The 19,859-nt window shown below is 57.4% G+C and carries 16 protein-coding genes and 2 pseudogenes; 14 read left to right on the top strand and 4 right to left on the bottom strand.

The features are described 5' to 3' along the window. The first annotated feature begins 14 nt into the window (after positions 1-14). Together ACHH0Z_RS06430 and ACHH0Z_RS06425 are read left to right on the top strand one after the other, a co-directional pair. A pseudogene (locus tag ACHH0Z_RS06430) lies at positions 15-1,055 on the top strand (NADP-dependent oxidoreductase). 255 nt (positions 1,056-1,310) lie between these two features. Next, positions 1,311-1,979 carry a GntR family transcriptional regulator gene (locus ACHH0Z_RS06425; protein WP_045410329.1) on the top strand — a complete coding sequence of 223 codons (669 nt, stop codon included), beginning with the start codon at positions 1,311-1,313 and terminating at the stop codon, positions 1,977-1,979. A gap of 119 nt (positions 1,980-2,098) precedes the next feature. On the opposite strand, the gene pqqU is transcribed toward ACHH0Z_RS06425, so the two are convergent. Further along, positions 2,099-4,213, bottom strand: a complete 2,115-nt coding sequence (gene pqqU / locus ACHH0Z_RS06420; protein ID WP_023292301.1) for a TonB-dependent receptor PqqU — start codon at positions 4,211-4,213, stop codon at positions 2,099-2,101. Positions 4,214-4,454: 241 nt separating this feature from the next. Here pqqU and ACHH0Z_RS06415 point away from each other — a divergent pair, with 241 nt between their 5' ends. After that, positions 4,455-5,516: a YncE family protein gene (locus ACHH0Z_RS06415; protein ID WP_023292302.1), complete on the top strand. Its 1,062-nt coding sequence runs from the start codon at positions 4,455-4,457 to the stop codon at positions 5,514-5,516. Positions 5,517-5,608: 92 nt separating this feature from the next. Here ACHH0Z_RS06415 and ansP read toward each other — a convergent pair whose 3' ends face one another. Beyond that, positions 5,609-7,105 carry an L-asparagine permease gene (gene ansP, locus ACHH0Z_RS06410; RefSeq protein ID WP_008501774.1) on the bottom strand — a complete coding sequence of 499 codons (1,497 nt, stop codon included), beginning with the start codon at positions 7,103-7,105 and terminating at the stop codon, positions 5,609-5,611. Between the two features lie 304 nt (positions 7,106-7,409). Continuing rightward, positions 7,410-8,324: a LysR family transcriptional regulator gene (locus ACHH0Z_RS06405; protein ID WP_008501773.1), complete on the bottom strand. Its 915-nt coding sequence runs from the start codon at positions 8,322-8,324 to the stop codon at positions 7,410-7,412. 108 nt (positions 8,325-8,432) lie between these two features. Between ACHH0Z_RS06405 and ACHH0Z_RS06400 the strand changes: the two genes are divergently transcribed. Next, on the top strand, positions 8,433-8,831 hold the full coding sequence (locus ACHH0Z_RS06400) for a cupin domain-containing protein (protein WP_023292304.1): 399 nt from the start codon (positions 8,433-8,435) through the stop codon (positions 8,829-8,831). Here ACHH0Z_RS06400 and ACHH0Z_RS06395 read toward each other — a convergent pair. Beyond that, entirely contained in the window at positions 8,828-10,363 is a 1,536-nt protein-coding gene (locus ACHH0Z_RS06395) for a methyl-accepting chemotaxis protein (RefSeq protein ID WP_045410326.1), read from the bottom strand. The two genes, ACHH0Z_RS06400 and ACHH0Z_RS06395, sit on opposite strands and share 4 nt — an antisense overlap. Before the next feature lie 341 nt (positions 10,364-10,704). Here ACHH0Z_RS06395 and ACHH0Z_RS06390 point away from each other — a divergent pair, with 341 nt between their 5' ends. The 10 genes and pseudogenes from ACHH0Z_RS06390 (at position 10,705) to pptA (ending at position 19,790) form a co-directional block, all read left to right on the top strand. Further along, on the top strand, positions 10,705-11,244 hold the full coding sequence (locus ACHH0Z_RS06390; protein ID WP_045410324.1) for an AAA family ATPase: 540 nt from the start codon (positions 10,705-10,707) through the stop codon (positions 11,242-11,244). A 110-nt stretch (positions 11,245-11,354) separates the two neighbouring features. Next, positions 11,355-12,356 (top strand): LLM class flavin-dependent oxidoreductase, encoded by a 1,002-nt coding sequence (locus ACHH0Z_RS06385; protein ID WP_023344233.1) that lies wholly within the window; start codon positions 11,355-11,357, stop codon positions 12,354-12,356. Beyond that, positions 12,353-13,474 (top strand): amidohydrolase, encoded by a 1,122-nt coding sequence (locus ACHH0Z_RS06380; protein WP_021240231.1) that lies wholly within the window; start codon positions 12,353-12,355, stop codon positions 13,472-13,474. The genes ACHH0Z_RS06385 and ACHH0Z_RS06380 overlap by 4 nt, the downstream gene beginning before the upstream one ends. A gap of 16 nt (positions 13,475-13,490) precedes the next feature. Then, positions 13,491-15,754 (top strand): annotated as a pseudogene (locus ACHH0Z_RS06375) (NtaA/DmoA family FMN-dependent monooxygenase). A gap of 9 nt (positions 15,755-15,763) precedes the next feature. Then, complete coding sequence (locus ACHH0Z_RS06370) at positions 15,764-16,273, top strand: GNAT family N-acetyltransferase (RefSeq protein WP_008501765.1); 510 nt, start codon at positions 15,764-15,766, stop codon at positions 16,271-16,273. A 9-nt stretch (positions 16,274-16,282) separates the two neighbouring features. Next, complete coding sequence (locus ACHH0Z_RS06365) at positions 16,283-17,209, top strand: amino acid ABC transporter permease (RefSeq protein WP_023327573.1); 927 nt, start codon at positions 16,283-16,285, stop codon at positions 17,207-17,209. Beyond that, positions 17,193-17,966, top strand: coding sequence for an amino acid ABC transporter ATP-binding protein (locus tag ACHH0Z_RS06360; RefSeq protein ID WP_045333893.1), 774 nt, complete (start codon positions 17,193-17,195; stop codon positions 17,964-17,966). The genes ACHH0Z_RS06365 and ACHH0Z_RS06360 overlap by 17 nt, the downstream gene beginning before the upstream one ends. A 9-nt stretch (positions 17,967-17,975) precedes the next feature. Further along, positions 17,976-18,863, top strand: coding sequence for an ABC transporter substrate-binding protein (locus ACHH0Z_RS06355; RefSeq protein WP_032652013.1), 888 nt, complete (start codon positions 17,976-17,978; stop codon positions 18,861-18,863). 41 nt (positions 18,864-18,904) lie between these two features. After that, positions 18,905-19,522 carry a glutathione S-transferase family protein gene (locus ACHH0Z_RS06350; RefSeq protein ID WP_045410322.1) on the top strand — a complete coding sequence of 206 codons (618 nt, stop codon included), beginning with the start codon at positions 18,905-18,907 and terminating at the stop codon, positions 19,520-19,522. 37 nt (positions 19,523-19,559) lie between these two features. Next, the gene (gene pptA / locus ACHH0Z_RS06345; protein ID WP_008501760.1) at positions 19,560-19,790 is read left to right on the top strand and encodes a tautomerase PptA; all 231 of its coding nucleotides are present in this window, start codon (positions 19,560-19,562) and stop codon (positions 19,788-19,790) included. Positions 19,791-19,859 lie beyond the last annotated feature (69 nt).

Genomic DNA, 19,859 nt, shown 5'->3' with positions numbered 1-19,859 from the left:
AGAAGGAGATCCTGATGAATCACTCTGTTTCGCATAACCGCCGCTGGGTGCTGGCCTCTCGTCCACAGGGCGCACCGGTCGCGGAAAATTTTCGTCTGGAAACGCAGCCTGTTCCGGAACCAGGGGCGGGGCAGCTTTTGCTTCGTACCGTCTGGCTGTCGCTGGATCCTTATATGCGGGGTCGCATGAGCGACGCGCCATCCTATTCACCGCCGGTTGAGCTCGGTGCGGTGATGGTGGGGGGAACGGTCAGCCGCGTTGAACAGTCAAACCATCCCGACTACAAAGCCGGTGAATAGGTGCTGGGCTACAGCGGCTGGCAGGAGTATGAACTCTCGGACGGCAGCGGCCTGGTGAAGCTGGGCGAAAATCCGTCTCATCCTTCCTGGTCGCTGGGCGTACTGGGTATGCCGGGCTTTACCGCCTATATGGGGCTGCTGGATATCGGGCAACCGAAAGCGGGTGAAACGCTGGTGGTGGCGGCGGCGACCGGCCCGGTTGGCGCGACGGTTGGGCAGATCGGCAAAATCAAAGGTTGCCGGGTGGTCGGCGTCGCCGGTGGCGCAGAGAAATGCCGCCATGCCGTTGAGGTGCTCGGGTTTGACCTGTGTCTGGATCACCACGCCGCGGATTTTGCCGACCAGCTCAAGCAGGCCTGCCCGAACGGCATTGATGTCTACTATGAAAACGTTGGCGGGAAAGTGTTTGACGCCGTGCTGCCCCTGCTGAACACCTCCGCGCGCGTGCCGGTGTGTGGCCTGGTGAGCGGCTACAACGCGACGGGCTTGCCTGACGGGCCGGACCGCCTGCCGCTTCTGATGGCGACCCTTCTCAAGAAACGCATTCGGATGCAGGGCTTTATCATCGGCCAGGACTATGGACATCGCATCCATGAGTTCCAGGAAGAGATGGGGCGCTGGGTGCAGGAGGGAAAAATCCACTATCGCGAACAGGTCACGGACGGGCTGGAAAACGCCCCCGAGGCGCTCATTGGCCTGCTGGAAGGACGAAACTTCGGCAAAGTCGTGATTCGCGTCGCGAGTGACAATAAATAAAGCGCAATATGGCGGGGGTTCCCGCCATATTTATTTGTGAAGATACGATATATTGTCTTTAATTACTGGACATGACTTTTCGCGCCATCATCCCCGATGAGCCCGAAAACGATAAAAAAAATGACGTTTACTTTTTTTGCTGTTTTTTGTACTTCCCACCACCAGGCATGACGATACAGGATATATCGTACCGGCGCCGTTTTATTAAAACTGGCGTTTAAAAATAGCATTAAGTTTTAGCTACAGGAATTCCACATGCTTGATTTGGATCACTTAGAAAAAGCCCAAAGGGTTAGCCTTACCATGCAGGTTGAACACAGTTTGAAAGGGGCGTTAATTACAGGCTCTCTCAAACCAGGAGCACGACTGATTACGAAAGAGATTGCTGATAAATTAGGCACCAGTATTACGCCGGTCCGCGAAGCGCTGTTGCGCCTGGTCTCCTCAGGCGCGCTTCACGCCACGCCCGCACAGGCATTCCTGGTCCCTGAAGTGACGCTGGAGCGTTATAACGAGATTAACGCCATCAGAAAACAGCTTGAGCCAATGGCGGTCGCCGCAGCATGCCAGAAGGTGTCAGACGGCAAGCTGGAGGCGTTGCGCAAAATGTCAGAGGCTTTCCATGATGCCATGCGCAATGGAAACGTTCAGCAGGCATTGCATGCGAATCGTATCTTCAGGTTTACGCTTTATCAGTATGCGGAAATGCCTACGCTTAATGCCTTAATTGAACAGCTATGGGTCCGCATCGGGCCCTGCATGAACTACCTGCATCACGAACTTAACGACATCAAAACGGCAACGTATCACTATGACGAGCTTCTTTCGGCCCTTGAGCGGAGAGATGTTGATGCGAGCCAGAAGGCGATTGATAAGTTGATTGATGAAGCAGATTCTCTTTTACAGCGACAATATTTTAACTGAGAGATTATTTATTAGAGCGACTATATACCGCCGCTAATTATTTATCTGGTGAATAACTCCTGATGGCTTAATGCCATCAGGAGGGTTATTTCATTTATAAAATAAACTTTTCTTTTTGCTTACTCGAAGCGATAAGAGACCGACAGCCCGACGCCATAGTTTCGGCCTGGTGCAGGCTCGTAATAACGACCGTTGGACTCGTTGACAATTACCGAGCCCGCGTACTCTTTGTCGAACAGGTTATCGACGCGGCCAAAGACGTCCATTCCCCAGTTGCCGTAGTTAAATTTATACCCGGTATTCAGCCCGACTACCGTATAGGACGGCGCTTTCGCGGTGTTTTCGTCGTCGGCCATGATATCGCTCATGTAACGCACGTCTGTCCCCGCATACCAGCCTTCCTCCGGCTGCCAGCCAAACGAGGCGAAGCCCATGTTGCGCGCAATCCCCGGCATACGGTTACCGTTACAGTCTGCGTCGCTGCAGACGTTAGTCCGGTAGGTGGCATCCAGGTACGTCCAGGCCATCTTCAGCTTCCAGTTCTCCGCGAACTGCTGATCCAGGGAAACTTCGACACCCTGACGACGGGTTTTCCCGGCATTTTTATAGGTTGTACGGCCGCCGGAACTGGAATCCACCACGATCTCGTCATCCGTGTCGGTGCGGAACAGCGCCGCCGTCAGCAGGCCGTTGCCGATGCGGGTTTTGCTGCCCACTTCATACGTATTATTCGTGGACGGCTTCAGGCCAATATTCAGACCGCCCTGGTTATCGGCGCGATAGGAGAGCTCGTTGATGGTTGGCGTTTCAAAGCCACGCCCTGCGGCAGCGTAGAGGTTCCACGCATCCGTCACCGCATACTTCACGGCGCCCGCCGGGAGCCACTTGTGGTAGCTCGCGTCACCGCTGTCATCGCCGTTGCCCGGCGTAACGTAGTGGTCGTTGGAATCAAACCAGACCGAACTGTAGCGGACACCCGCGTCGACAGAGAGTTTCTGCGTCAGCTGCCAGCTCGTTTGCAGATAAGGATCGACGTTCCACATCAGGTTGCGTTCGTCACGACGTTTATCGCCTTTGACGCCGTAGTCCGGCACGCCGTTGCGCATCACGAAGTTCTCGTATCCGCGACGGTCTTCGCTCATGTTTTCGTAGTTCAGACCGGTGGTGAAGGTCACCGGAACCAGCAGCTCGCCGCGGTGTGTCCAGCGGGTATCCACGCCCTGATAGTGGCGCTGCATATCAATCACCCCGCCGGAGTGAGTGGCTTTTAGCTGCGGCTGATACGGAATCGACTGATACTGCGTCATTTCACGCTCGCCGGCGTACATCATCACGCTCAGGTCGTCCTGAGCGCTGAGCTGGCGATCGTAGCGCAGGCCGGCCTGGGTCTGCTTGATGGTCTTACGGGTGTTGTACTGATCGCCGCGCGGCGACTGACGCGGGTTGTCACGCCACTCCTGGTAATTCAGTCCACCCGGATCGTTGGCCTTCATGTCCACGCTGTTGAAAATCAGCGTCAGCTTGCTGGCGTCGTCAATGCGTACACCCAGTTTGGCGTTAGCGAGATTTTTCCGCGCGCCGCTGTGGTCGCGGTAGCCTTTGGTGGTGAAGCGGGTGGTGGAGACGGTGTAATCCACGTCCCCGGCGTGGGTGCCGTCACCCATCGCGCCGGTGGCTTTCATGCCATAGCGCCAGGTCCCGTAACTGCCGTAATAGCTGCTGGCTTCAATGGTTGGCGGCTGCTGCCCGGTTTGGGTGTTGATGTTGATTACGCCGCCAGAGGCGTTGCCGTACAGGGCAGAGAAGGGACCGCGCAGCACTTCAACGCTCTCCACGCTGGAAAGGTCGATGTTGGAGGTCTGACCCTGTCCGTCCGGCATGGTGGCTGGAATACCATCGACGTACATACGGATACCGCGCACCCCGAAGGTTGAGCGGGCGCCAAATCCGCGCATCGAAAGCTGGAGATCCTGGGCGTAGTTTTGACGGTTCTGAATTTGCAGCCCGGGTACGCTACCAAGGGATTCAGACAGGTTAATGCGGGGCGCGGCCTGGCGCATATCGTCGCCATTGACGACGCTGACCGCGGCCGGAGTATCGAGCTCCGATACGGTTTGCGGCGTGGCGCTGACGATCATGGTCTGTTCCTCTGCGCTCACGGCGGTGAGCGGCGCAAAAATAACAGGAACCAGCAGCAGCGGGAGAGAAGCCTTACGGGCAGAAATGATTTTCATGAATAAAACCGGTTGTGGTGTATAAACGAACCAAATGGAACATGTCCATATATGTTAAAGGTTTTGTAAAAGTTTTGAAAACTATAACCGCACATTGCGTTAATGGAAGGCGAAGCGGGAAAGAAAAACTCCACATTTAACCCATTAATGATTACTATTCTCATTATCAAAAGACAATGCCATGACGTTGTCTGCCGGAAGTGATGTCAGCCCAACCCCACTTTTCAGAAAAGGAATTGATATGTCTTTACGTCAACTGTGCTCGCCGCGTCTGAGCCTGTCGCTGCTGTCTGCCACTTTACTGCTTGCCGGGACGTTCCAGGTGCATGCCGCCGAAGAGGTACTGCGTAAAGCGGTGGGCAAAGGGGCGTATGAAATGGCCGTGAGCCAGCAGGAGAATGCGCTGTGGGTGGCGACCTCGCAAAGCCGTAAAACCGACAAGGGCGGGGTTGTCTACCGCCTTGATCCGGTCACGCTGGACGTGACGCAGGCAATCCATAGCGATCTGAAACCCTTTGGTGCCACCTTTGACAAGGCGACTCAAACGCTGTGGTTCGGCAATACGATCAACGGCGCGGTAACCGCGATTGATGCAAAAACGGGTGACGTAAAAGGGCGGCTGGTGCTGGACGGGCGTCAGCGCAGCGAAACCGTCAAACCGCTGCAGCCGCGCCAGCTGGTGGCAGATGACGCGAGCAACACGATTTACATCACCGGTGTCGGTAAAGAGAGCGTGATTTGGGTCGTGGATGGCGCCACGCTGAAGCTGAAAGAAACCATTGCCAATACGGGCACCTACAGCACCGGCCTGGCGCTGGATGCGCAGGCGAAACGTCTGTACACCACGAATGCGGACGGCGAACTGGTGACGATTGATACGGCCAGCAATAAAATTATTGCCCGTAAAAAGGTGCAGGATGACGGGAAGGAGCACTTCTACCTGAACCTGAGCCTCGACACTGCTGGTCAGCGCGCGTTCCTGACCGATTCAAAACAGCCGGAAGTGCTGGTGGTGAGCCTGAAAGACGGTAGCGTGATCGAGAAAATCGCCGCGCCGGCATCCCTGGCGGTCCTGTTTAACCCGACCCGCAATGAAGCCTACGTGACGCACCGTGAAGCCGGCAAGGTGAGCGTGATTGACGCGAAATCGTATAAGGTCACTAAAACCTTCGACACGCCGGTCTACCCGAACAGCCTGGCGCTTTCAGCGGATGGCAAAACCCTGTACGTGACGGTGAAACAGAAATCTACCCGCCAGCAGGAAGCCACCCAGCCTGACGATGTGATGCGTATTGCTCTGTAAGATGGGATTGCCCGGTGGCGCTGCCGCTTACCGGGCCTACAAAACCATGAAATGTAGGCCGGGTAAGGCGAAGCCGCCACCCGGCTTTTTTATTAACGCGAGGTTTCTTCTACCAGCGGGGCGTCGTGTTTTTCATCGTCAGGATGAACCGGCGCGGTGCTGTGAATTTCATGAACGCGTTTACGCACGCCGAACCAGCCCGCAATCAGCAGCACGGCCAGCAGCGGAATGGTCGCGATGGTGTAGGTGCCGTTCGGGTAGTCGAACGCCATTAGCACCAGCACGCTGAACAGGAAGAGCAGGGTGAGCCAGGAGGTCACCGGCGCGCCAGGCAGCTTAAAGCTGACGTCAGCGGCTTTGCCTTCTTTAATCGCCTTGCGCAGACGCATCTGGCAGACCACGATAAAGCCCCAGGACGCGATAATCCCCAGTGCCGCCACGTTCAGAACGATTTCGAATACCTGAGACGGCACCAGATAGTTCAGGAACACGCCGAAGACATAGACCACCAGCGTCGCCAGAATACCGGCGTACGGCACGTGCTGCTTGCTCATCTTCGACATGAACTTCGGCGCAGAACCGCCCATGGACATGGAGCGCAGGATACGGCCGGTCGAGTAGAGGCCGGAGTTCAGGCTGGAGAGCGCTGCGGTCAGGACCACGATGTTCATGATGCTGCCCACGTACGGCACGCCCAGCTTCGAGAAGAAGGTGACGAATGGACTCTGACCCGCCTGATAGGCGTTCCACGGCAGCAGCAGCACCAGCAGCACCACGGAACCGACGTAGAACAGACCGATACGCCAGATCACGCTGTTGATGGCTTTTGGCACCATCGTCTGCGGATCTTTACATTCACCTGCTGCGGTGCCCACCAGCTCGATGGAGGCGAAGGCGAACACGACGCCCTGAACCAGCACCAGCGCAGGCAGCAGACCGTGCGGGAAGAATCCGCCGTTATCGGTTATCAGGTGGAAGCCGGTGGCATTGCCATCCAGCGGCTTACCGCTGCCGAGGAAGACGGTACCCACGACCAGGAACACCACGATGGCCAGCACTTTAACCAGCGCAAACCAGAACTCCATCTCCGCGAACCACTTCACGCCGATCATGTTCATGGTGCCGACAATCGCCAGGGCGCCAAGCGCAAAGACCCACTGCGGCACATCGCCAAACGCGCCCCAGTAGTGCATATACAGCGCAACGGCGGTGATGTCGACGATACCGGTCATCGCCCAGTTGACGAAGTACATCCAGCCCGCGACGTAAGCGGCTTTTTCACCGAGGAATTCACGGGCGTAAGAGACGAAGCTGCCGCTGGAAGGGCGATGCAGTACCAGCTCGCCCAGCGCGCGGAGAATGAAGAAAGAGAAGATCCCGCACACCAGATAGACCAGGGCGAGAGCCGGGCCAGCCATCTGCAGACGTGCACCCGCACCTAAAAACAGACCCGTTCCGATAGCGCCGCCGATGGCGATCATTTGAACCTGACGGTTGCCCATCGCTTTGTGGTAGCCCTCTTCGTGGGAGTTCAACCAGCGACGTTTAGCAGCGTGATGATCGGCTGCGCTTTTATTGCTTGTTTTCATTGAGTTACCTGTTTGCCTGTCTGAACCATTATCGTGATAGTCCTGCCTGGCAGAGCGCAATACAAACGATTGCTTCTGCGCAAACACATGTCGCCTTCCCAGTCATTCTGCGTATGGATAAGGCGAAACATGGCGAGGCATCCTACCTGCAATTCATAAGCGACGCAAAATATAACCGTGCCGAAAGTGATGCACGTCGAAGGAAATCGTGTGGTCAGAGCAGACGGGGATCACAACACGCTGAAACGTGATGAGTTTTTAGTCAAAACAATGGTGGGGTTGATTATTTAATCATCAGATTCTCTTAATTATTACCAGATGGTATAAATTTTTGCTGCTGCAGGGCATCGAGAAGTAACCTGAACGCGGTTGTGTGCTGCCGACGGCTCGGATAATAGAGGTGGTATCCTTCAAACGTGGGGCACCACGATTCAAGGACCCTGACCAGCCGTCCCTGATTCAGAGCGTCCAGAACCGAGGACTCGGGCACGTAGGCTAATCCGAGACCATTCTCCGCGGCGTCGATGCGCTGCGACAGGTTATTGAGCGTAAGCTGTCCGTCAACCCGCACGCGAAGCTCGCGCCCGTCGCGCTCAAATTCCCAGTCATACAATCCCCCTCGGGTGGGCAGGCGGAGATTGATACAGCGGTGTTCACCCAGCTGCTCCGGCACGAGCGGCACGCCAAAACGAGCCAGGTAATCCGGGGAGCCGACGACCGCCATGCGCATGTCCGGCGCAATCCGCACCGCAATCATGTCTTTTGCCACCTGTTCACCCAGGCGAACCCCCGCGTCGAAGCGGCCATCGACGATATCTGTCAGGCCATTGTCGACCGTCACTTCGACGTTAATGTCAGGATATTGCAGCATAAAAGCCTTCAGTACCGGCCAGAGCACAGCGTCCATCGCGTGCTCGCCGGCGACGATGCGGATAGCGCCTGCGGGTTTGTCGCGGCTGCTGCGAAGCGCCGTGAGTTCCTGTTCGATCTCCAGCAGATGCGGGCTGAGGCGCGAAAAAAGCTGCTCACCCGCGGGTGTCGGAACCACGCTGCGGGTTGTGCGGGTTAACAGGCGAACGTCTAATCGCGCTTCAAGCTTGCGCATCGCATGGCTCAGTGCCGATTGCGAGACGCCCAGCTGCGCCGCTGCGCGCGTAAAGCTGCGCTCGCGGGCCACCACCATAAAGGAGAGCAGATCGTTGAAATTATCTTTTAGCATCGCGGTTCTATTTATGAGTTTCAGTCATGTGTCCTATCTGATTATGCACCCTAATGCTGCGGAGTGCTTTGCGCTACTGTTAACGCAACAGTCAACGAGGAGCAAAAGATGAAAATTATCCGCAGCGGTTCATTACCTTCAGTACGAGGACCGGAAGCCTGGTTCACCGGGGATGTTCGCATTGACGCGCCCTTTCAGGCGACCGAACCTGCCAGCGTCGGCGGGGCAACCGTAACCTTTGAGCCGGGCGCGCGCACGGCCTGGCATACGCATCCCCTGGGACAAACGCTGATTGTGACGCAGGGTCGCGGCTGGCTACAGGCGTGGGGCGAAGAGGCGGAAATCCTGAATCAGGGCGATATCGCCTGGATCCCATCCGGCGTGAAGCACTGGCACGGCGCAAGTGCGCAAACGGCGATGACGCATATTGCCATCGCCGAAGCGGTAAACGGCAGCCCGGTAACATGGCTGGAAAAAGTGACCGACGAGCAGTACCCGAACGGCTAACCGCCAAAAACGGCAATTGCCTGCTTCAGGCGCGTCGTCCGCTGCGTCAGGTGATTCGCGGCGTGAGTGACGTTATCCACCATCCCCGTATTGCTCTGGGTCATTGCGCCGATACGGGAGAGGGAGGCGTTGATGAGCGTCAGCGCCTGGGTTTGCTCCTGCGTAGCGTGGCCGATCTCCTTAATCAGGGAGGAGACCCGCAGCACGTTGTCGATCATAACCGTCAGCTGTGATTCGGTTTGTCCCACCTTCTCCACGCCAGCGTTGACGCTGGCAACGTTTTTCTCGATCAGCGCTTTGATCTCTTTCGCCGCCGTCGCGGAGTGCTGCGCAAGATTGCGCACCTCAGCCGCGACCACGGCAAAGCCGCGGCCGGCTTCACCCGCGCGCGCCGCTTCCACGGCGGCATTCAGCGCAAGAATATTGGTCTGGAAGGCAATACGATCGATAACGCTGATAATATCGACGATCTGGCCGTTATCCTGCGAAACGGACTGCATCATACCGATGGTCTCTTTCATCATCGCTTCACCGCAGTGGGCGCTGTCGCGGGTGCGATCCGCCATCTGAATCGCCTCGTTCGCGGTTTCGGCCGTCTGCTTCACGGCGCTGGCGATCTCTTCCACCGCAGATGCGGTTTGCTGCAAGAAATCGGCGGTTTCCTCAGAGCGCGTCTGCAGCGCCGCACCTTCTTTCGCGACCTGCTGGCTGATGGTGCCAATACCGCTGATTTGCGCCCCGACATCATCAACCAGCGAGTTCAGGTTTAAACCAGACTGATTCACCAGGCGCATCATCAGCCCGATATCATCGATCCTGTCAAAATGGTAATAGTCCGTTTTACGTCCTGAAACCACGCGCTGCATCTGTTGAACAATGGATTTTACCGGCCGGGCGATCTGCGCATGGAGATAACAGGACAGCGCAGAAAAAAGCAGCACCAGAGCGGTGGCCTGAACGAGACGATCGCGGAATAAATACATCGCCAGGCAGGAAAGTAATGCTGTCACAGTAATACCAAGCTGAATTCGTTTTCCGGTACTGAGACATTTAAAGAGCGACAAAAAGGAAAATAAACCGCGCCGAACGAACAGTCCTTTATAAAAACGATGATGTTTTAATTCGTTATTACGCACTTTTGCATACAGTTTTTCACTGGCCGCGATCTCTTCCCGTGAGGGGATATTGCGCACCGAAATATAGCCGGTCAGGGATTCCCCCTGCCAGACCGGCGTCACGTTGGCCCGCACCCAGTAGTGATCGCCATTATGACGACGGTTCTTCACCAGACCTGTCCAGGTCTCGCCCTGCTGGAGGGTAAACCACATGTCGCCAAACGCTTCGGCAGGCATGTCGGGATGGCGGATGAGGTTATGCGGCTCCCCCAGAAGATGCTCTTCTTTATATCCGCTGGCTTCTATAAAAGCGGAGTTAGCATAGGTAATATGACTTTTTATATCGGTAGTGGACATTAACGTCGAACCGGCGTTAAGCAAATACTCGTTTTGTGTAACGGGGGTGTTACGCCTCATGAGTAACTCCATGATGTTGTGCAAGAATAAAAAATCCGGAAAGCGCTCCGGCAAGATAAGTATGATTATTTTAATAACGGCCTGGATATATTCTCGCTGAAATTGAGACTCTCCGAAATACCCGGCATTCATTATTTTTAATCTGTTAATGTTGTCGAATGTAATAAAATTGAAAATATTTTAGTGGGTGTTATTTTGAACCGGCTTAAATAAATGACATAAGCCAAACTGCAAGAGGGAGATCGTCTCTCTGGAAAAATTGTCATGCTGAAATAGCGTTTCGTTAACAGGATGAAAACACTATCATTTGGTCACATTTTCGTAAATACAGGGAGGCTGAGGTGAAAATTAACGTCATCGGTACCAGCGGGAGCGGAAAAAGCACGCTGGCGAAGCAGATTGCGACCGCGCTGTCTATTCCCTGTATCGAGATGGACAGACTCTACTGGCAGGCTAACTGGCAGGGAACTCCGGACGACGAGTTTCAGGCAAAGCTGGCGCAGGCGCTACAGGCTTCGCCAGACTGGGTGCTCGACGGTAACTACAACCGCACGCGACCGCTGAAATGGCGCGATGTCGATGTGGTGGTCTGGGTGGATTATGGGTTTACCCGCACCCTCTGGCAGGCCGTCACCCGAGCAATAAAGCGAGCCTGGCATAAACACGAGCTTTGGCCGGGAACGGGAAACAAAGAGAGTTTCCGGCGCGCGTTCTTCAGCAGAGAATCCATTATCATCTGGACGATCAAAACCTGGCGTAATAACCGTACGCGCTATGAAGCCGACCTGCAAAACCCGCAATATAGCCATATTCGCTTCGTCCGCATTACCCGTCGGGAGCAGGTGGAATCGCTGATTGCCTCCTTAAAGTCTTATTCTTAGCAGGGTTTTATATATCTGTTTTCCGGCAAACCAAATGTAAATTAATTGTTTCTCAGTGGTGAAATGCGCCTTTAATAATGTCGACATGTTAAGTCAAACGAGAACGCAACATGTCATGGCGAATCAGCATTCTGGATAAAAGCCCCATCGCTGAAAACGAAACGGCTGCCGATGCACTGGCGCGTACCCTGGCGCTGGCGCAGCAGGCAGAAAATCTGGGCTATCACCGCTTCTGGATTGCCGAACACCACAACACCCCACAGCTTGCCAGCCCTTCGCCGGAGCTGCTGATTGCCTGGATCCTCGGGCAAACCACGCGCATTCGCGTCGGGTCTGGCGGCGTAATGCTTCAGCACTACAGCCCTTATAAAGTCGCCGAGAACTTCAACGTGCTGGCCGCGCTGGCGCCTGGCCGCGTCGATCTCGGCGTCGGGAAAGCCCCCGGTGGATTACCGCTCTCAACCCGCGCGCTGCAGCAGGGCCTGAATCAACAGGAAAAGGGCAGCTTCGCCGAACAATTGGCCCAGCTCGACCGCTGGATCCGTCCTGAGCATCACGCTATTGAAGAGGCCGTCCGCGCCACGCCGCTGCCGCCGTTGCCTGCTGAGGGGTTCCTGCTGGGCGCGAGTACCGACAGCGCGCTGCTCGCCGCCAGGCTCGACTGGCACTTTGTGTTTGCCGCACACCTGAACGGTGACCCGGACCTGCTGCGCGAGGTGGTATCGACCTGGCGTGAGAACAGCGCGCGCGACGTAATAGTGGCGGTGCAGGCGATTGTCGCGCCGACGCAGGCTGAGGCAGACGCGCTGGCGCAGAAGGTCGAAGTGTGGGGCGTTGAGCTGGCAAACGGGCAGCGTGTCACCGTGGCCAGCGAAGAGCAGGCCTACGCGTTTGCGCGCCAGGCGGGCAGTGAGCCGGTGCGCATTGCACGCCGGGCGCAGTCGCTGCTGGCGGGCACCGCTGAGTCGGTAGTGGAACAGCTCAACGCGCTGCACCAGCAGTGGGGCATTGACGAATTTATCATCGACACGCCGGTGGCGGAGGGGGCTACGCGCGTCGCGTCGCTGCGTCTGCTTGCCGGGGCGCGTCTTAACAAGGAGGTCACCGTATGAGTTTTGGCGAACAACTGATTGCCTGGCGCCGCGAACTGCACCAGAACCCGGAGCTGTCCGGCCAGGAGGTCGAAACCACCGCGCGCCTGCGCCAGTGGCTGACGAATGCCGGGATCGCCCCACAGCCTTACGACCTGTCGACCGGGTTGGTGGCGGAAATCGGGACGGGGAGCAGGCTGGTTGCGCTGCGCGCCGACATTGACGCGCTGCCGATCGAGGAGCGCAGCGGCGTACCGTTTAGCTCACAGCATGCCGGGGTGATGCACGCCTGCGGACACGATATCCACACCAGCGTCATCCTCGGCGCCGCGTTAAAGCTGAAAGAGCGGGAGGCCTCGCTTAACGGCCGGGTGCGCATCCTGTTTCAGCCTGCTGAAGAGAACTTTGGCGGTGCGAAGAGCATGGTGCGGGCCGGTGCCTTACGCGACGTCAGCGCGATTTTCGGTATGCACAACGAGCCTGGCCTGCCGGTTGGTGAGTTCGCCACCCGCGGCGGGCCGTTCTACGCCAACGTCGACCGCTTCGTGATCCGCATTACCGGTAAAGGCGCGCACGCCGCACGTCCTCATGAAGGCAACGACGCCATCGTGCTGGCAAGCCAGCTGGTAACGGCGCTGCAAAGCGTCGCCAGCCGCAACGTCAACACGCTGGATTCGGTGGTGCTGAGCGTGACCCGCATCGCAGGCGGCAACACCTGGAACGTGCTGCCGGAAAGCGTCGAGCTGGAAGGCACGCTGCGTACCCATCGCACGGAAGTGCAGCAGAATGTGAAAGCCCGCGTGGGCGAAATCGCCGCCGGGTTTGCCAGCGCCTTCAGCGCGCAGATTGATATCACCTGGTATGCCGGGCCTACCGCGCTGGTGAATGACGAACGCTGGGCCGACTTCGCCACCTCGGTCGCGCGTGAGGCCGGTTATGAAACCCGTCACGCGGAACTGCATATGGGCGGGGAAGATTTTGCGGTCTATTTGCAGTCTGTTCCCGGCGCGTTTGTCAGCATTGGCAGCAACAGTCCGTTTGGTTTACATCACCCGGCTTTTAACCCGGATGAAGCACTGATTGAGCCCGCCGCCCGCTATTTTGCACAGCTTGCGGAAAAAGCCCTGCAACACGTTTAATTCAGGAGAGGTAAAGATGTCTGCAACCCGACAACTGCGGCTGGGCACCATTCTGCATGGTGCATCCGGGAATATGTCCGCCTGGCGCCATCCTGCGGCGATTGCCGACGCCAGTATTAACTTTGACTTTGTGAAAGCAACGGCGTTAAAGGCTGAGGAAGGGAAGCTCGATTTTCTCTTCGTGGCCGATGGTCTCTATATCAACGAGAAATCGATCCCCCATTTTCTGAATCGGTTTGAACCGTTAACCGTGCTTTCCGCTCTGGCCAGCATCACCTCGCGCCTGGGGCTGGTGGGAACCTTATCCACCTCCTACAGCGAGCCCTTTACCACGGCGCGCCAGTTCGCCAGCCTCGATCACCTGAGCAACGGCCGGGCGGGCTGGAACGTGGTGACCTCACCGCTGGAGGGGTCGGCGAAGAACTTTTCCCGCGAAAAACACCCCGAGCATGCGCTGCGCTACCGGATTGCGGATGAGTATCTCGACGTGGTGAAAGGGCTGTGGGATTCCTGGGAAGGGGACGCGTTTATCCGCAACAAAGAGAGCGGCCAGTTTTTTGACCCGGCGAAACTGCATACGCTCGATCATCACGGTGACTTCTTCCAGGTCGCCGGTCCGCTGAATATTGGCCGCACGCCGCAGGGGCGACCAATTGTCTTTCAGGCCGGGGCGTCGGACGACGGGAAAAAGCTGGCGGCGAAACATGCCGACGCCATTTTTACCCACCACGAGACCTTCGACGAGGCAAAAGCCTTTTATCAGGACGTAAAACAGCAGCTGGAAACAAACGGCCGCCGCGCGTCGGATCTCCATATTTTCCAGGGCGTTAGCGTGATTGTGGGGAAAGATGCCGATGACGTGGAACACCAGTACCAGACCACGGCGGCGCTGGTGTCGATTAATGACGCCCTCAATTACCTCGGGCGTTATTTCGAACATCACGATTTCAGCCAGTATCCGCTCGACGAGCCGTTCCCGGATATCGGCGACTTAGGCAAAAACAGCTTCCGCAGCACCACGGATGAAATCAAGCGTAATGCCCGCGAACGCAGCTTAACCCTGCGTCAGGTGGCGCTTGAAGCCGCTTCGCCGCGCCCGCGCTTTTCCGGCACGCCGGAGGAGGTGGCTGACGGTCTTCAGGCCTGGTTTGAAGGTTATGCCGCAGACGGCTTCATCATTCAGGGCGGCACGCCGGACACCTTCCCGCGCTTTGTTGACCAGGTGGTACCGATTCTTCAGTCTCGCGGCCTGTTCCGTACCGACTACCCGGGCACCACGCTGCGCGAAAGCCTTGGCTTAGACCAACCGAAAAACCAGTACACACAACAATAAAAGAGAATCCCGCTATGCAGAAATCATCGCTTGTTCTGGCGCTCGCGCTGGCCTTTACCCCTGCCGTCTGGGCAGAGAACGTCAATATTAACGGCACCGGCGTGAGCATCGAGGCCAATAAAACGCCGATTAACACCGCGAAAAATAGCGAGGCGGTGGCGCAGCTGCCGAAAGACTATCGCTTTGCCGTGCCGGGGAAATTTACCGTGGCGGTGGCGGGACTCAATCAGCCGCCGCTGACGGTCTTCTCCGACGACAACAAAACGCTGCTGGGAAGCGAAGTTGACGTCGCGCGTCTGGTCGCCGACAGCCTCGGGCTGGAGCTCAACGTGGTGCCCACCTCCTGGGAAGACTGGCCGCTGGGCGTCGCGTCCGGGAAATACGATGCCGCCATCAGCAACATCACCGTCACTAAAGAGCGCAAACAGAAGTTTGATTTTGCCACCTACCGTAAGGATTCCCTCGGTTTCTACGTGAAATCGACCAGCCCGATCAAATCGCTTCAGAAGGCGGAAGACATCGCCGGGCTGAAGATTATCGTGGGCTCCGGCACCAACCAGGAGGCCATCCTGCTGGCGTGGAATGCTGAAAACCTGAAGAAGGGACTGAAGCCCTTTACCCCGATCTACACCAAAGACGATGCGGCCCAAACCCTGGCGCTGCAGTCCGGGCGCGCGGATGCCTACTTTGGTCCGAACGTGATTGGCGCATGGAAAGCGGCGCTGAACGGGAAAACCAAACTGGTGGGCAGCGTCGACGGCGGCTGGCCGAAGGCGGCGCACATCGCGGTGACGCTGAAAAAAGGCAGCGGGCTGGTTGAGCCGGTGCAAACCGCGCTGAACGGCGTCATCAAAAACGGCGATTACGACAAAGTGCTGAACCGCTGGGGAGAAGGGGTTGAGCGCATTCCTCAGTCCGAAGTGAACCCGGCGGGCCTGGGCGATTAAGGAGGCGTGATGAGCGAACGATTTCGTGATGTTTCACCGGAAGATGCCGAACTTCAGCCCATTATCGAGGGGCTATTCGGTGAATATGCGGCCCGCTACGGGGACTACTTTTCCAAAGACGCGGAAGTGGAGCTCACCGAGTGGTATTTAGCGCCGCAGGGGCTGTTTATCGTCCTGGAGCGCGACGGGAAGATTATCGCCACCGGCGCGTACAAACCGTTCGACGAACGCACCGCGGAAATCAAACGCATCTGGACGGACAAAACCCTGCGTCAGCAGGGGCTTGCCGGGCGCGTGGTGCAGGAACTGGAGCGCAGGGCGGTGCTGGCAGGGTACAGTCAGATCTACCTGACAACCGGCTTTCGTCAGCCGGAAGCGGTCAGGCTCTATCTCAGCCAGGGCTATCAGCCGCAGTTCGATCTGAACCGCGATCCGGAAGAGTATAGCCAGCCGCCGTTTGACGGTCGGCTGCGTTTCACCAAAACGCTGGTACGTGAAGCGTTCAGCAAAACCGCATGAGGAACGACGATGAGCAACGTTGAAACCATTAAGGTGGTCCCGGCGCGTTATCCGCTGCGGGCCGTCGGCGCCGCGGTGGCGCTGTTTGTCCTGGCGGTCGTGATTCAGTCAGTCGCCTTTAACCCGCGCTGGGAGTGGGCGGTGTTCGCCCGCTGGTTCTTCGACCCGGTGATCCTCGAAGGCGTCGGGCAGACCCTGCTGCTGACGCTGATCGGCACCGCGCTGAGCGTGGTGTTTGGCGGCATGCTGGCGCTGGCGAGACTCTCGTCATCCTGGCTGCTGAGCAGCCTGGCGTGGGCGTACATCTGGCTGTTTCGGTCGCTGCCGCTGATCGTCGTGCTGATTATCCTGTACAACTTTTCCTATCTCTACGACACGCTTTCGCTCGGCGTGCCGTTCACCGGTATTACCTGGGGCAGTTTTGAAACCATCAACGTGCTGGGGCAGTTCTCTACCGCCGTGGTGGGGCTAACGCTGGTGCAGAGCGCCTATACCGCCGAGATCATTCGCGGTGGTTTCCTCGGGGTCGATCACGGGCAGTATGAGGCCGCCGCCGCGCTCGGCCTGCCGGCCTGGCGCCGCACGGTGCGCATCATTTTGCCTCAGGCGCTGCGCACCATCCTGCCGTCGGGGTTCAATGAAATCATCAGCCTCGCCAAGGGCACGGCGATGGTCTACGTCCTGGCGATGCCGGAGCTGTTCTATACCATTCAGATGATTTACAACCGCACGCAGGAGGTGATCCCGCTGCTGATGGTCGGTGCCGCCTGGTATCTGGCGATCACCACCGTCCTGTCCGCTATCCAGTACGGTGTTGAGCGCGCACTCGCCCGCAGCGAACGCCGCTCTGCGGTTAATCAGAACCGTGCCGCCCGTCGCACCCGTTCCGTCACCACCACGCCAGCACAGGAGCCTATCCATGCAAGCCTCTCCTGAAGGACATATCTCGATTACCGGCGTCAGCAAATATTTTGGACGCCATAAGGCGCTCGACAACGTGTCGCTTGAGATCCCGCCGGGATCCGTGACGGTCATTCTTGGGCCCTCAGGCTCGGGCAAATCGACGCTGTTGCGCACCATAAACCACCTGGAGCGCGTCGACGAAGGTTTTATTCAGATCGACGGGGATTACATTGGCTACCGCCGTCAGGGCGACAAGCTCTACGAGCTTAAGGAGAAAGAGATCCTCAAACAGCGCGTCAACGTGGGCTATGTGTTCCAGAACTTTAATCTCTTTCCCCATCTCACGGTGCTGGAAAACCTGATTGAGGCGCCCATCGCGCATAAAAAGCTCAGCAAAAGAGAGGCGGTGGAAAGCGCGTACAGCCTGCTGGACGTGGTCGGGCTGCGGGATAAAGCCGACGCCTGGTCCCGCCATCTCTCCGGCGGCCAGCAGCAGCGCATTGCCATTGCCCGCGCGCTGGCGTTACGTCCCCGCGTGATGCTGTTTGATGAACCCACCTCGGCGCTGGATCCAGAGTTGGTGGGAGAGGTGCTGGACGTAATCAAAAAACTGGCCCGGTCCGGCACTACGCTGGTGGTGGTCACTCACGAGATCGGCTTTGCCCGGGAAGTGGCGGATCAGGTGGTGTTTATGGTCGACGGAAAAATCGTGGAACAGGGCAGCAGCGACGCGGTGTTGAACCGTCCGTCGCACGCGCGAACGCGCCAGTTCCTGTCAAAAGTGCTGTAAGGAGCGCAGATGAAATACGGACTTCTGGCGGGACTGCTTTTTACGACGGCGAGCCACGCCAGCATCGATCTGAAAGCCAACGAGCAGCCGCTGCCGGTGACGGTGGATCGGCAGGCCGTGGCGAAGATCCCCGCCGGGTATAAATTCGTTGAGCCAGGTACGCTGACGGTCGCCGTCTCGATGCTGAACTCCCCGCCGCTGGCGCTGCTGGCCAGCGATAACCGCACGCGGATCGGCAGCGACCCGGATATTGCCCGCCTGCTGGCGGGCAGCCTGGGGCTGAAGCTAAAGCTGGTGCCGACGGCGTGGGAAGACTGGCCGCTGGGGATCGCTTCCGGGCGCTACGACGTGGCGCTGGTGAACATTGCGGTGACCGAACAGCGTAAAGAGAAGTTTGATTTTGCGACCTACCGCGTCGATTCGCTGGCGTTTTCGGTGAAATCCACCAGCGAGATTCAGTCAATCAAAAGCGCGGAAGATCTGGCCGGGAAAAGGGTGATTGTCGGCTCGGGTACCAATCAGGAGCGCATCCTGCTGGGCTGGAACGAAGAAAATAAAAAGGCGGGGCGGGCGCCTGCGCTGCCGGTCTATCTTCACGACGATGCCTCGGGCAATCTCTATATCCAGTCCGGCAGGGCGGATGTGTTCTTTGGCCCTCAGTCGGTTTCAGCTTACAAAGCGGCGCTCACCGGCAAAACCCGCGTGGTCGGTTTAGGGCCGAAGAAAGCTTATGTCGCCACCACGACCAAAAAAGGCAATCAACTGGTTTATGCCCTGCAGGCCGCGCTGAACGGTGCGATTGAGCGCGGAGAGTACCAGAAGGTGCTGGCGCGCTGGGGCGAGCAGGGCGAAGCGGTGACGCAATCGGAGGTCAACCCGCCTGGGATAACCTACTAAGGGTGCTCTACACTTAGGATTTTCACTCCTGAGGGGGCAACATGATTAAACTTTATGGCGTACCCGGCTGGGGCTCGGCAATCAGTGAGGTGATGCTGACCCTGGCTGATATCCCTTATCAATTCATCAACGTGGACGGGTTTGACCAGCCCGGTCCGCAGCGTGAATTGCTGCACAAGCTCAATCCGCTGTGTCAGGTGCCGACGCTGGAGCTGGAAAATGGCGCCATCATGACCGAAACGGCGGCGATTGCCCTGATGGTGCTCGACAGATGTCCCGATCTTGCTCCACCCGTGGGGCAGGCAGAGCGTCAGCAGTTTCAGCGTTTGCTCATCTGGTTCGTAGCCAACGTCTATCCCACGTTTACCTATGCAGACTATCCCGAACGCTGGGTGCCGGATGCGCCGGAACAGCTGCAGAAAAACTGCATCGAATACCGGAAATCCCTCTATATGTGGTTCGAAAGCCAGCTTAAGGCTGCCCCGTTTGCGCTGGGGGAACGGCTGACGCTGCTGGATGTGTATATTGCGGTCGCGCGCACCTGGGGGCCCCGTTACGCCTGGTTTGCCGAAAATACCTCTAAATTCACGGCGATTGCGGACGCTGTATGTCAGCGACCGGAACTGCACAAGGTGTTAAAGGCAAACAAAATTATCTGATAACGTGGAACCCACATTCACAACCGGAAGCCTGCACATGCCACACGTAGATATTAAATGTTTTCCCCGTGATTTAAACGACGAACAGAAAGCTGCCCTGGCGGCAGATATTGCCGACGTGATTATTCGCCATTTCAACAGCAAAGATAGTTCCGTGTCGGTGGCGTTGAAGCAGATCGCGCCTGAAGACTGGAAGGCGCAGGTCTGGGATACCGAAATTGGACCGAAGCTGGAGGAGCTTATTAAGAAGCCCGGGTATTCGATGTAAGAGCTTCTGCCGGGGAGCGGATAAATCCTTCCCGGCTCGACTTCCCGTTTTTCGCAAAAATCGATAAAA

This window comes from Enterobacter cloacae complex sp. 2024EL-00227, from assembly GCF_043945315.1.
Lineage (GTDB): Bacteria > Pseudomonadota > Gammaproteobacteria > Enterobacterales > Enterobacteriaceae > Enterobacter > Enterobacter roggenkampii.
This window is presented reverse-complemented; position numbering and strand designations above follow the sequence as displayed.

Coding starts and splice junctions, on each gene's coding strand:
- ACHH0Z_RS06425 (WP_045410329.1), top strand. CDS start 1,311: ATGCTTGATTTGGATCACTTAGAAAAAGCCCAAAGGGTTAGCCTTACC.
- pqqU (WP_023292301.1), bottom strand. CDS start 4,213: ATGAAAATCATTTCTGCCCGTAAGGCTTCTCTCCCGCTGCTGCTGGTT.
- ACHH0Z_RS06415 (WP_023292302.1), top strand. CDS start 4,455: ATGTCTTTACGTCAACTGTGCTCGCCGCGTCTGAGCCTGTCGCTGCTG.
- ansP (WP_008501774.1), bottom strand. CDS start 7,105: ATGAAAACAAGCAATAAAAGCGCAGCCGATCATCACGCTGCTAAACGT.
- ACHH0Z_RS06405 (WP_008501773.1), bottom strand. CDS start 8,324: ATGCTAAAAGATAATTTCAACGATCTGCTCTCCTTTATGGTGGTGGCC.
- ACHH0Z_RS06400 (WP_023292304.1), top strand. CDS start 8,433: ATGAAAATTATCCGCAGCGGTTCATTACCTTCAGTACGAGGACCGGAA.
- ACHH0Z_RS06395 (WP_045410326.1), bottom strand. CDS start 10,363: ATGAGGCGTAACACCCCCGTTACACAAAACGAGTATTTGCTTAACGCC.
- ACHH0Z_RS06385 (WP_023344233.1), top strand. CDS start 11,355: ATGTCATGGCGAATCAGCATTCTGGATAAAAGCCCCATCGCTGAAAAC.
- ACHH0Z_RS06380 (WP_021240231.1), top strand. CDS start 12,353: ATGAGTTTTGGCGAACAACTGATTGCCTGGCGCCGCGAACTGCACCAG.
- ACHH0Z_RS06370 (WP_008501765.1), top strand. CDS start 15,764: ATGAGCGAACGATTTCGTGATGTTTCACCGGAAGATGCCGAACTTCAG.
- ACHH0Z_RS06365 (WP_023327573.1), top strand. CDS start 16,283: ATGAGCAACGTTGAAACCATTAAGGTGGTCCCGGCGCGTTATCCGCTG.
- ACHH0Z_RS06360 (WP_045333893.1), top strand. CDS start 17,193: ATGCAAGCCTCTCCTGAAGGACATATCTCGATTACCGGCGTCAGCAAA.
- ACHH0Z_RS06355 (WP_032652013.1), top strand. CDS start 17,976: ATGAAATACGGACTTCTGGCGGGACTGCTTTTTACGACGGCGAGCCAC.
- ACHH0Z_RS06350 (WP_045410322.1), top strand. CDS start 18,905: ATGATTAAACTTTATGGCGTACCCGGCTGGGGCTCGGCAATCAGTGAG.
- pptA (WP_008501760.1), top strand. CDS start 19,560: ATGCCACACGTAGATATTAAATGTTTTCCCCGTGATTTAAACGACGAA.